This is a genomic window from Petrotoga halophila DSM 16923, assembly GCF_002924615.1.
The window spans coordinates 1-11,686 of the sequence record NZ_JALY01000022.1 but is presented as its reverse complement, the minus strand read 5'-3'; the positions used below and the strand labels follow the sequence as shown (position 1 = coordinate 11,686).

Sequence of the window (11,686 nt, the reverse complement as noted above, 5' to 3'; positions counted from 1 at the left end):
CTATCTTTTAAAATAACGGGTCTTTTGTACCCGTTATTTTAATTTTTCGGTTAATAATACTTAGGTTTGTTATGATATAATATAAAAAATAGGCGATTATTCAAACAAGATAGAGACGATTTAGAAATAAGAAGATATTCAAAAATTCGATTTTTGACTATAAAAAGGTAACAGGGTAGAACTCTCTCTGCAGAAGGTGAGTTATGGGGCAAAAGGTCGTCAAAAGCAAGTTTTGAATTTCTATAACTAATAAAATAATATTGGTATTAGGAGGAAATCGATGGAGTACGATTTTTTATCAGTCACTTTAAATCCTTCGTTGGATAGAGAAGTTATAATTGATAATTTTGAAGTAGGGAATATGTATAGAATAGAAAATCCTTCAAATTCCAAAATGGAACCAGGAGGTAAAGGTATTAACGTTTCAATAATGCTATCTAATTTACAAATAAAATCGATAGTAACAGGTTTTTTGGGGGGATACATAGGTAACGTTATTCAGAGCAAACTTTCAGCGTATGATAATATAACAATGAATTTTGTTTATTCAGACGAAGAAAGTAGAGAAAATATTGAAATAATAGATCCCTTAAAAGAAGTAATAACATTGATAAACAGTAAAGGTCCTTTTATTAACAATGAGGATTACGATCATTTTTTGAGGAGATACAAAAATTCTCTTTCATTAGTGGAACATGTCGTAGTGTCTGGGAGTGTTCCTCCAGGTTTGAAAAGTAGTGTTTATTCCGATTTGATGTTGGAAGCTAAGAAAAGAGGAAAAACTACTTACATGGAATCATTTGGCCCTTGTTTTGAAGAAGCTATTTTAAATAATTGTCCTACCGTTGTAAGACCAGACTTTAGAAGAAAAACAGAAATTTTTGGAAAAACTCTGGAAAGTATTGATGATTTTATTGATGCTTCAAAAAAAATTATAGAAAATGGTGCCAGATTAGTTGTTATGAGTTATCAGATTTTCGGTGACGTAATAACAACTAATGAGGGTGTGTGGCTTTTTAATCCGGAGGAAAAAATTGAGAAGTCACATCTTTTTGGGGCGGGGGATGCATTTATGTCGGGAATATTATACTACATAATAAATTATAATTTCAATTATTTTGAAGCTGCAAAATTCGGTATGGCTAGTGCCATTTCCAAAACGGATTATATAGAAAAAAAGATAGGAACTTTAGAAGATATAAAAAGAAGTTTAAATAGGTTTTCCATTGAAAGATTAGAATAACAAAGAGGTGTTTACCTTGAAAGCTAAAGAAATAATGGAGAGAGATCTAACATCTTTAATGGAAGATGAGAAAGTAGAGCGTTTTATTACTGTATGTCGAAGGCATAATTTATCTGCACTTCCCATAGTTACAAGTGATTTTAGACTGGTAGGGTATTTAAGCGAAAGCGGTATCATTGATGCCTCACTTCCGGGGTATTTGAAGCTCATGGAAACTACTTCTTTTATACCGGATAGCCATCAATTTTTTAATGGATTGAAAAAAATATTGGATCGTCCAGTATCTGATTTTATGATAAAAAAGCCATTTAAGGTTTACTTTGATGATACGGTTTTGCATGTGGCAGATGTAATTATAAAAAATAAGTTAAAGGTTTTGCCTGTCGTTGATGATAATGAAAGATTGGTAGGGGTTATTAGGAGAATAGGTTTACTTAGTAGAACATTGAGCGGTGAAATAGAATATGAAGCGTAAAGTTTCTTTTATTACTTTTGGATGTAAAATGAACCAAGCCGAAAGTCAGGCGATGGCCGAGAAATTATCTCCTCATTTTGATATTGTATTTGAAGAAAAAATGGGTGAAAGTGATATATACGTTTTAAACACTTGTGCTGTTACTTCAGAGGCTGAAAGGAAGGTTAGACAGACAATTAGGAGATTAAAAAAATTAAATGAAAATTCAAAGATTATAGCTACAGGTTGTTATTCTATTTCTGATCCCGAAGAATTAAATAAATTAGGTGCCGATGTGGTCTTAGGTAATTTTGAAAAAAAACAAATAGACCGTTTTTTGTACGAAGAAGGTATATACTCAGATAAGCATTTTTGGCTCCATAATGAAAAATATGACATATTAGTTCCCAACGAACCGTACGATAACCGAACAAGGGTTTTTTTACCCATAGAGGAAGGATGTATTAACTCCTGCACATTCTGTAAAATAAGATTTTTGAGAGGATTAAAAATAGTCAGTTTACCAAAAGAAGAAGTTATTAAAAGTATAGAAAAATTCATAGAAAAAGGTTATAAAGAAATAGTGCTTACCGGAACAAATTTGGGATATTATGGAGTGGACAATTCAGAAACCTTGGAAGAACTATTAAATCAAATTGGGAAGCGTTTTGCTGATAAAGAAATTAGAATAAGAATAACATCTCTATATCCTGAAATAATAACCGATAATTTGTCTGCCATATTGAACGCTTATCCAATATTTGAAAGACACGTACATCTTTCGATTCAACATTTTTCCGATAAAATTTTAGAAACAATGAATAGAAAGTATAATAGAAAAATGATTTATACAGCCATTGAAAACTTAAGAAAATACGACTCAAAATTTTCTATTACCTGTGATCTCATAGTTGGTTTTCCAGGTGAAGATGAGAAAGATTTAGGTATCATGTTTGATTCAATTGAAGAACTTAAGCTTTTGAAAGTCCATAGTTTTAGGTATTCACCACGTGAAGGGACTGTAGCTGCTAAGATGAAAAATCAGATACCTGGAAATGAGAAAAAGGCCAGACTTTCACAAATGAATAAAATTGCCGATCTCTCAAGAGAAAATTACCTTAATGGTATCATAGGGTCTAAAGTTAAGGTATTGACAGAAAATCGCTTAAAAGATGTTTTTTTTGGATACGATGAATATTATATTCCCCATAATGTTCAATTTCATGAGAAAAAAATTGAAAAAGGTCAGTTTTTTAATACAATGATATCTTCTTTGTCTAAAGAAAATAAAGGGGTGGTATCGAATGTTTTATAATGGTAAAGAGTGGGTAGAATTTCCCTTGGTTAGTGGAGATGATGAAGGGTTCGTGAATGGTTATTCCATTTATGATGTACTCAGAACTTATTCAGGTATTCCTTACAATTTAAAAAGGCATTATGACAGGTTGAAGCGATCTGCTGATTTTATGGCACTTGAAATACCACCTCTGGAAAAGATAAAAATAATTTTAAATCAGGCAAAAAAGATTCATAATTATGAAGAATTCAGATTTAAAATATATGTAACTCCTTTCACTTCTAAATATAAAACATTTTATTGCTTTGTTGAAGAATTAAAAGAGGATGTAGATTTAATTGAAGAAGGCGTGGTAGTAAATATAGCTAGAGAAAGAAAAACTTCGTCTCCTATTATTCCTTATTATGTAAAAACACCTTTAAATGGATCGATCAAATACATCCATAAAAAATACGATTATTATTATGATTCCATCATTTTGAATGAGTTCGGTAATGTTACCGAAGGCACATATTCTAATATTTTTTACGTCAGTGGTGGCGTTTTGTTGACACCTCATATTTCATCAGGAATATTACCGGGGATAACCAGAGAAGATGTCCTTGAATTAGCAAATGATTTATCTTTAGAAGTTGAAGAGAAAGCAAATGTTCAAGTATGGGAACTTTTATCTGCTGAGGAAGTATTTCTTACCCACACTTCAAGAGGGGTAGTACCTGTTAGAAGAATTTTTCCTGATTTTACTTTTACTGTACCTGGTGTAGTAACTGAAGCTATTCTCGATAATTGGAAAGATTTCATTACAGAAAAAATAGAAGATTAAGGGAAACAGTATATTACTAAGATGGTCTAAATGGAGGAAAAGTTTGAAGGAGTTTTAAAACAACTTTCTAAAAAAAATTTGGTCTACAAAAAAATATATATAATAAAAAAATTAAGAGAAGAATTACCTAAGTATATGCCTGAGAATTTATCAAAACATGTAACAGTTAAAAATTATCTCTTAAAAGAGAAGGTAGTGGAAATAGCCTGTGAAAACAATTATGTTAAACAGGAAATACTTTTTAGGGAAAAAATATTGTTGAACGCATTAAATTCTATTCTAGAAAATGAAACGATAAATAGAATTAGAATTGTTTCTTGAGGAACTCTTGTGGAGGTGTTTAAATGGTAGAAAAAACATATTCTGGAAACGATATAAAAGTCTTAAAAGGACTAGAACCTGTTAGGTTAAGACCTGGAATGTACATTGGATCAACGGGTAAAACCGGATTAAACCATATGGTTTATGAAATAATTGATAACGCCATAGATGAGCATGTTAATGGCTTTTGTGATACAATCCGAGTTACTTTGAATGAGGATGATTCTATTGAAGTTGAGGATAATGGAAGAGGTATACCTGTAGATATACACCCAACTGAAAACAAAAATACATTGGAGTTAGTTATGACTTCGCTTCATGCGGGTGGAAAGTTCGATAAGAAAGCCTATAAGGTTAGTGGAGGGCTTCATGGAGTAGGAGCATCGGTTGTTAACGCTCTTTCCGAATATATGGAGGTAAAGGTCTACAGAGACGGAAAAATATACTATCAAAAGTATGCAAAAGGCGTTCCTCAAACAGATGTAATTGTTATAGGCGAAACAGACAAGACTGGTACTGTTGTGAAATTTCTCCCTGATAAAGAAATATTCGATGATGGAGATATCACAGTTGAATCACGATTAATAGAGAATAGGTTGAAAGAAATAGCCTTTTTAAATCCTAACTTGAAAGTTATCTTTGAAGATAGAAAAAGAGATTATAGGCAAGAATTTCATTTTCAAGGTGGGTTAAATGAATTTATAAATTACATCTTGAAACGGCGGAAAATGAATTCTATTTCCGAGCCGGTTTATATGTATGGATCATATCAATATAGTAAAGTGGAGTCTGAAATTCAAGTGGAAATAGCTTTTGTATATACCGATTCTGAAGAAAGCAATGTTATTTCTTTTGTGAACAACATTAGAACTATCGATGGAGGAGAACATGAATCTGGATTTAAACAGGCTCTAACAAGATTATCAAATGAATATGCAAGAAAGTACAACGTTTTAAAGGAAAAAGACGAGAATTTTAGTGGAGAAGATGTGAGAGAAGGATTATTAGCCATAATACATATAAAAATGCCCAATCCTGTTTTCGAAGGTCAAACAAAGGGAAGATTGGGATCTAAAGTTGCTAGAGAAGCAGTAAATCAAATAACTACAGAAAAATTATCTTTATATTTTGATGCAAATATAAAAGAAGCAAAAAACATTTTTGAAAGAATGTTTTTAGCCTACAAAAAAAGACTGGCGGCTAAAAGAGCCAGAGATAGCATTAAAAGAAAAACAATATTCGAAAATACAACTTTACCAGGTAAATTGGCAGATTGTACGTCGAGGGATTTAAACGAATCAGAACTTTTTATAGTTGAAGGAGATTCTGCGGGGGGAAATGCAAAACAAGCTAGAGACAGGATGTACCAGGCAATTTTACCTTTAAGAGGAAAAATTCTAAATGCAGAGAAAACTGACTTTTTGAAACTTTTAAAAAATGAACAAGTTTCAAATATTTTCACAGCTTTGGGAACTGGCATAGGAGAAGAGTTTAATTTGTCCAAATTGAGATATGGTAAAATCATTATCATGACTGATGCAGATGTTGATGGTGCCCATATTAGAACTTTGGTATTGACACTTTTTCACAAATATATGCGTTCTCTAATAGAAGAAGGTCATGTATACATTGCTCAACCACCTTTGTATAGATTTGAAGTTGGAAAACAACATTTTTATCTTTATTCTGATGACGAACTTGAAGAATTGAAGAAAAAGTATGGGGATAAAAAATGGAGGCTACAAAGATATAAGGGGTTAGGAGAAATGAACCCTGACCAATTGAGAGAAACCACTATGGATAGAGAAACTAGAAAACTTGTGAAAATAAAGATGGAAGATTTAGAAATGGCAGAAGAGATGATAGAAATACTCATGGGATACGATCCTTCGGTTAGAAGAGAGTTCATTGAATCTAATGCTAATAAGGTGAAAGAGCTCGATATTTAGTGCAATGGAAAAAGTTAACTTTAACCTTTTTTTACCTTCTACTTTTAATAATTTGTTTTTACCATCTCAGCCCTTTTTTTGATGAAACTCAAGAAGAACTTTTTGTTTATAAAGATAAAATAGAAATTGAGAAAAGTATTTATTACATAGAAATAAATAATAGATATTTTTATTTTGATATTTATGATAAAATAACATTTGTTAGCGATTATCCACAACCAAAATTCATCAAAGTAATTTTTTCGAAAGATAAAATTAAAAAAGAGGAAGAACTCAATTTTATCAAAGGCATATGTTACAATACTTCGATTAGAGAAATAAATTTTCCAAATAAAGAAATACTTTGTTATAATAACATAAGAATTAAATACCTCGAATTACCAGAAATTGAAGTTTTTTTGGCGATACTTAGTGATATAGAGCTATTAGGACCTGGGAATTATTTTATTAGTAACCATAGTTTTTTTAAAATCGATGATCGGGGGTTATAGTATGGCTAAAAATTATTTAATTGGAATAGATATAGGCAGTTTTTTTCTAAAAGGAGTCCTTTTTGAAACAGACGAAAATGGAAATATAGTACCAATTTCGCTGAGTAAACTGCCAGTTGATGGTATTATTAACGGTGAAATTCAAGATATGGAATCGTTACGTAGATCGATTGAAACGCTTATAGAAAAGTTGAATCAGGAGTCTCCAAAAAAGGTTAAAAATCCTGAGATTATTGTAGGATATTCTACTAACTCTTTAAATATTACCGAAGAGAATTTTACCGTTGAATTTAGTAAAAGAACAGAAATTAGAGAAAATGAACTTAGAAACATCAAGAAAAGCGTTATCAAAAAATACACGGACGAAGGAAAAATAATTTTAGATTCTAACTTTGTGAAGTTTCATATTGACGAAAAAAGGGTAAAAAATCCAGTTTCTTTTTTTGCCGAAAAATCTTTAACTACAACGCTAAATATTGTTTGGGTAGATGAAAATTCTTTTTCATTGTTAATTAACGTTTTAAAAGACATTGTCTATACTTCTGAAATTCCTATATACGATTCAACTTTATCGAATAGTTATATTATTACCACTCCCAACGATAGAAATGTTGGAATCACTGTCATTGATTTCGGTTACAATTCTTGTAGGATAATCATTTTTAAAGAGGGTATTCCAAAGTTATTCTATACTTTCCCCTATGGAATGAAATATGTATTACAAGATATTTCCAATATACTTAAGGTTTCTGAAAGAGAGGCGCATAGATTATTGGAAGAGGAAGGGGCATGTTCAAGAGAGACTAAAGTAATGAAAAAGGTGAATTTCCAATTATTGACGGGTAGTGGTTATTCTTACGTTCCTTTAAGTCTTTTAAATAAAATCATTTTTGCTCGGGTCAGAGAAATCATAAGCAGGCTAAATGGAGAACTCTCAAAAATAGGTTATGAAAGAACTTTCGAAGTAGGAGCTTTACAGGGAGGAATAGTATTGACTGGGGGAGGTTCGAAGATAAGAAATATTGAAAGCACTGTGAAAGAACTGATGGGTGAAAATTTCAGGAAGAGTTCCATAGTATCTTTCGACTCTTTCAAGAATATTCCAGAAGAGTTAGTAAAAGATCCAGAGTTTCAGAGTGTTTTTGGGTTAATAGAAAGGTACAGAATTGATCTATTAGAAGAAAATCTTAATGAAAAAAGTAGAGAGACTCGTTCGGAATCCCCCAAAAGAAGTAAACCTTCCAACAAAACGACAACCGCCTTAAAAACTTTTTTTAAGAAGATAACGGGAGGTGAAGAAGAAGATGCCCTTTGAAATGGAGGAAATCAACAAAAGAGATAAATTATTTAGTAGGAAAACAAGTTACAAGATAAAAGTTATTGGTGTCGGAGGAGCAGGGAATAATGCTATTCAGAGAATGATAAAAAAGGGTATTGATGATGTAGAATTAGTTTCAGCTAACACGGATGTTCAAGTATTAGAAAGTAACGACGCACCTACAAAAATTCAATTGGGAAAAGAGTTAACAAAAGGCTTAGGTGCCGGCGGAGATCCTGAAATTGGTAAAAAATCGGCTTTAGAAAGTCAAGATGATTTAAAAGAAACTTTAAAAGATACGGATCTTTTATTTATAACTGCGGGTTTAGGGGGAGGTACAGGAACAGGAGCTGTACCTATTATAGCCGATTTAGCTACACAAATGGGTATTTTAACAGTGGCGATAGTTACCTTGCCTTTTCACTTTGAAGGATCAACAAAAGAAAGAATAGCTTTGAAGGGATTTCAAGAAACTAAAAAGTATGTGGACAGTTTAATTAAAATATCAAACGATAAACTCATAGATAACGACGATGATATTCCCATTGATAAAGCCTTTGAGAAGGCTGATGAAATACTTATTCAAGCAATAACAGGTATTTCTGATTTGATAACGAAGCCAGGTATGATCAATTTAGATTTTGCAGACGTAGCTTCGGTATTACGTATAAAAGGTTCTGCCATGCTAGGGATTGGTCTTGCAAAAGGAGAAAAAAGAGCCGAAGAAGCTATAAAAAATGCCTTGAATAGTAAGATCTTAGAAGATCCTGTAAGGAATGCAACCGCTGCTTTGGTAAACATTGCTGGTAAGACTCCAACCACACAAGATGTAAAAATTGTTAACGAAATTTTACGTTCATACGCAATAGATGATGCAAAACTAAAAATGGGAATTACCGTTATAGATTTACCTCCAGAAGTTATTAAAGTGACGGTTATAGCATCGGGTTATGACAAATTACCTGGAGAAGAAAACTATCTAGACCTTTATGAGCAACCAGCCTTATATAGACAATTTGGTAAAGGTGTCGTTGCTGAAGAAATATCCAAATTGAACAAATATTTACAAGATCATGTAGAAGAAATTCCGGGAGAAGAAGTCCAACAACAACAATAATAATAATGAAAAGGAAACCTTCTAATTTCTATCTCTTGTACAATAAAGACCTAAAAAATTATGAAGTTGAAGAAAATATTTTGGATAACTTTTTGAAAAAATATGACGATGAAAATATTACAGATTTTCATTTTGAGCCTCATGAAGGAAAGGTAGTTGTTAAAGCTAGATACTGTGGGGATTTAATAACTTTGGAGACTATGGGTGTATATGAATACGAAGTAGTGCTCAACAAATTACTTATCAATTGTGGATATGATATAGTAAAAGATTTTGAAAATATCGACGGTTCTTTTAGCTTTCAAAACATTAATTATAGAGCTTCCTTTGTTAGATCTTCAGAGGGAATAAGTTGTGTCTTAAGAAAATTAAGAAACATAAAAGATATTAAAATTTTCATGGAACCTTTGATTCTTTCTAATGTTGAAAAATTAATTGATCAAAAATCAAAAATGCTTATTTTTTCTGGTCCTACAGGGTCTGGCAAAACTACAACTATGCAGTATATAGTTAATAAGTTCAAAAGAAAGAGAAAAGTACATAGCATAGAAAATCCTGTAGAGTATATTAATCCAGGTATAATTCAAATATTATCAAAAAGCGAGGAAGAGAAATCAGATATTTTAAAATATATATTGAGACAAGATCCTGATTTAATAGTTGTGGGTGAAATTAGGGAGGAAAATTTTGCAAAATTGTTATTTGAATCTTCGATAACAGGTCATTTGGTGTTTTCCACGTTACATGCTAAGAATGTTTTTTTAGTTCTTCAAAGGTTAAAGATGTTTGGTATAGAAGTAAGGAATCTCTCTGAAAGCTTAGATCTTATTCTTAATCAAAGATTAATACCTAGAAATTGCCCTTTTTGCCAAGGGAACGGGTGTCAGCACTGCTATAATACGGGGAAAAAAGGTTTTATAACTGTTTTTGAAGGTTTAATAATTTCAAAAAATTTGAAAAAAGACATTTCACAAGGTAAAAGTATCAATTTTATAAGTGAAAAATACAAAAATTCTGATCGTTATATAGATCCACTGCCAGTACTCCGTAAATTTTTTAATGAAGGTTTAATCAGTGAAGATCAGTATTCAAATAATTTATCCTCCTTCTAAATAATAGTGAAAATAGTGAGATGAATTCATGCAGTATTTTTCAAAGAGCCCAGAAGAATGGCAAAAGTATGATGAAGAAAGAAAAAAAGAAAAAGAAAGAAGAGAACAACCAAAAAAAAGAATAATTAGATGGACATTTTACATTGTTATTTTTTTGTCCATATTATCATTGATATTTATTATTATAGGACGTAGGGGTTCAAGATTTGATCTGCCTTACAATGTAGTTATAAAAGGTATTCATATCAACTTAGAATCAAAAGAAGAATATTACTATCCAGATAACTTAGATATAAAAGTTACTATACAAAACACCAACAACAAAGACTCTCATATAACAATTAATAATTTTTCTTTTTTGATAGTAAACCAGGAAAATTCAGAGGTTGTATACAGTTATGTATTTCCTCAACCTGTAGAAACTGATATCTCGCCATATAAAACAATTTTAGTTTTTGATCTGTTAAGAGAAAAGGAGATCTCAAATTTAGACAAAGGAACTTATGAAGCCCGAGTGACCTTTGTCTTAAATGATGAAAACGTAAATCTTGTTAAAACCTTTAATTATAATAAGGGATTGATTATAGATGTTTCTGCTAAAGATATGTTCTACCTCACTACGGAATTCCCTTCTGTTAGCATATTAGCAGTAAATGGAACCAACGAAACCTTTAACAAAGAATTATTTGGAACGCTAACAATAAAACAAAACGAAAAGGTTATCCATTCACAGAAATTTTCTTTTGGGACATTAAATTTAAATCCTTTGTCTTCAATACCCTTAGATTTTGAAATCAATAAAAAGTTGGATCCAGGAAATTATTATGTTTTATTCGACTTTAATTCCCTTGAGCAAACTTATGCAACTACTTTGAATATAGTGAATCAAACAGATAAAAATTACAATGATATATCCCTTCTAGTTTATGTTATTTCAGCAGCCTCCAGAGGAGATCAACTTGATTTTGAGGGCTTACTAAGAAATTCTAATAAACAACCTAGGGCATTTGAAATTTCACAGGTACGGTTTAAGTTATTCTATGAAGAACAACTAATTTATAACTACGAGAATAACGACTTATCTAGGGTATATATACCAGAATTAGGAACGACCAGGGTATTTGATTTATCGAATGTTAAAACTATAACTTTAGATAGATCAGGAAAGTATGAAATTCAATTCAGTGTGAAGATAGGAGATAAGATATTTTCAAAGAAACATACAGTCGAAGTTTATTAAATTCACTTAGAATAATTGTGTGGCGGGCTGCGGGGCGAAGGAGCGCTAAAATAAAGTTTCCAAAGAGAGTAAAATTAATACAAATGAGGTTAAAATAATGTACGGATACATATCTATCTATTTTACCCCTACCGAAGAAGAAAGAAAAAATTACCTATATTACTATTGTGGATTATGTCATTCTTTGAAAGAAAATTTAGGAGAGTTTTATAGACTCACGACGATAAAAGAAGTGGTTTTCTTTTCAATGTTGAACAACCCTCTTGAGAATATAAACGAATTCAGATGTCCATATGTAGGATTAAAAAAACGATTTAAACC

The 11,686-nt window shown here is 31.4% G+C and carries 12 protein-coding genes; all 12 read left to right on the top strand.

Going from position 1 to position 11,686, the window contains the following annotated elements; all coding sequences use genetic code 11:
* Window positions 1-280: 280 nt before the first annotated feature.
* A complete protein-coding gene (locus AA81_RS01125; protein WP_103076487.1) occupies window positions 281-1,243 on the top strand; it encodes a 1-phosphofructokinase family hexose kinase in 963 nt (320 codons plus the stop codon).
* Between the two features lie 16 nt (window positions 1,244-1,259).
* Window positions 1,260-1,718, top strand: a complete 459-nt coding sequence (locus AA81_RS01120) for a CBS domain-containing protein (RefSeq protein WP_103076486.1) — start codon at window positions 1,260-1,262, stop codon at window positions 1,716-1,718.
* Window positions 1,708-3,012: a tRNA (N(6)-L-threonylcarbamoyladenosine(37)-C(2))-methylthiotransferase MtaB gene (gene mtaB, locus AA81_RS01115; RefSeq protein ID WP_103897923.1), complete on the top strand. Its 1,305-nt coding sequence runs from the start codon at window positions 1,708-1,710 to the stop codon at window positions 3,010-3,012. The genes AA81_RS01120 and mtaB overlap by 11 nt, the downstream gene beginning before the upstream one ends.
* Window positions 3,002-3,817: an aminotransferase class IV gene (locus AA81_RS01110; protein WP_103897922.1), complete on the top strand. Its 816-nt coding sequence runs from the start codon at window positions 3,002-3,004 to the stop codon at window positions 3,815-3,817. Before mtaB ends, AA81_RS01110 begins: the two co-directional genes overlap by 11 nt.
* A gap of 30 nt (window positions 3,818-3,847) precedes the next feature.
* Entirely contained in the window at window positions 3,848-4,138 is a 291-nt protein-coding gene (locus AA81_RS01105) for a DciA family protein (RefSeq protein ID WP_103076483.1), read from the top strand.
* A 23-nt stretch (window positions 4,139-4,161) separates the two neighbouring features.
* Window positions 4,162-6,087, top strand: a complete 1,926-nt coding sequence (locus tag AA81_RS01100) for a DNA gyrase/topoisomerase IV subunit B (protein ID WP_103897921.1) — start codon at window positions 4,162-4,164, stop codon at window positions 6,085-6,087.
* Window positions 6,087-6,578, top strand: a complete 492-nt coding sequence (locus tag AA81_RS01095) for a hypothetical protein (RefSeq protein WP_103897920.1) — start codon at window positions 6,087-6,089, stop codon at window positions 6,576-6,578. Before AA81_RS01100 ends, AA81_RS01095 begins: the two co-directional genes overlap by 1 nt.
* Window position 6,579: 1 nt before the next feature.
* Window positions 6,580-7,893, top strand: a complete 1,314-nt coding sequence (locus tag AA81_RS01090) for a cell division protein FtsA (RefSeq protein ID WP_169999572.1) — start codon at window positions 6,580-6,582, stop codon at window positions 7,891-7,893.
* Window positions 7,883-9,013, top strand: a complete 1,131-nt coding sequence (gene ftsZ, locus AA81_RS01085) for a cell division protein FtsZ (RefSeq protein ID WP_103078936.1) — start codon at window positions 7,883-7,885, stop codon at window positions 9,011-9,013. The genes AA81_RS01090 and ftsZ overlap by 11 nt, the downstream gene beginning before the upstream one ends.
* Window positions 9,014-9,018: 5 nt before the next feature.
* Window positions 9,019-10,125, top strand: coding sequence for a GspE/PulE family protein (locus tag AA81_RS01080; RefSeq protein WP_103897918.1), 1,107 nt, complete (start codon window positions 9,019-9,021; stop codon window positions 10,123-10,125).
* A 28-nt stretch (window positions 10,126-10,153) separates the two neighbouring features.
* A complete protein-coding gene (locus tag AA81_RS01075) occupies window positions 10,154-11,365 on the top strand; it encodes a hypothetical protein (RefSeq protein ID WP_103078934.1) in 1,212 nt (403 codons plus the stop codon).
* Between the two features lie 97 nt (window positions 11,366-11,462).
* A partial coding sequence (locus AA81_RS01070) for a DUF5685 family protein (RefSeq protein WP_211292616.1) occupies window positions 11,463-11,686 on the top strand: 224 nt, incomplete at its 3' end.

Coding starts and splice junctions, on each gene's coding strand:
- AA81_RS01125 (WP_103076487.1), top strand. CDS start 281: ATGGAGTACGATTTTTTATCAGTCACTTTAAATCCTTCGTTGGATAGA.
- mtaB (WP_103897923.1), top strand. CDS start 1,708: ATGAAGCGTAAAGTTTCTTTTATTACTTTTGGATGTAAAATGAACCAA.
- AA81_RS01110 (WP_103897922.1), top strand. CDS start 3,002: ATGTTTTATAATGGTAAAGAGTGGGTAGAATTTCCCTTGGTTAGTGGA.
- AA81_RS01105 (WP_103076483.1), top strand. CDS start 3,848: ATGGAGGAAAAGTTTGAAGGAGTTTTAAAACAACTTTCTAAAAAAAAT.
- AA81_RS01100 (WP_103897921.1), top strand. CDS start 4,162: ATGGTAGAAAAAACATATTCTGGAAACGATATAAAAGTCTTAAAAGGA.
- AA81_RS01090 (WP_169999572.1), top strand. CDS start 6,580: ATGGCTAAAAATTATTTAATTGGAATAGATATAGGCAGTTTTTTTCTA.
- ftsZ (WP_103078936.1), top strand. CDS start 7,883: ATGCCCTTTGAAATGGAGGAAATCAACAAAAGAGATAAATTATTTAGT.
- AA81_RS01080 (WP_103897918.1), top strand. CDS start 9,019: ATGAAAAGGAAACCTTCTAATTTCTATCTCTTGTACAATAAAGACCTA.
- AA81_RS01075 (WP_103078934.1), top strand. CDS start 10,154: ATGCAGTATTTTTCAAAGAGCCCAGAAGAATGGCAAAAGTATGATGAA.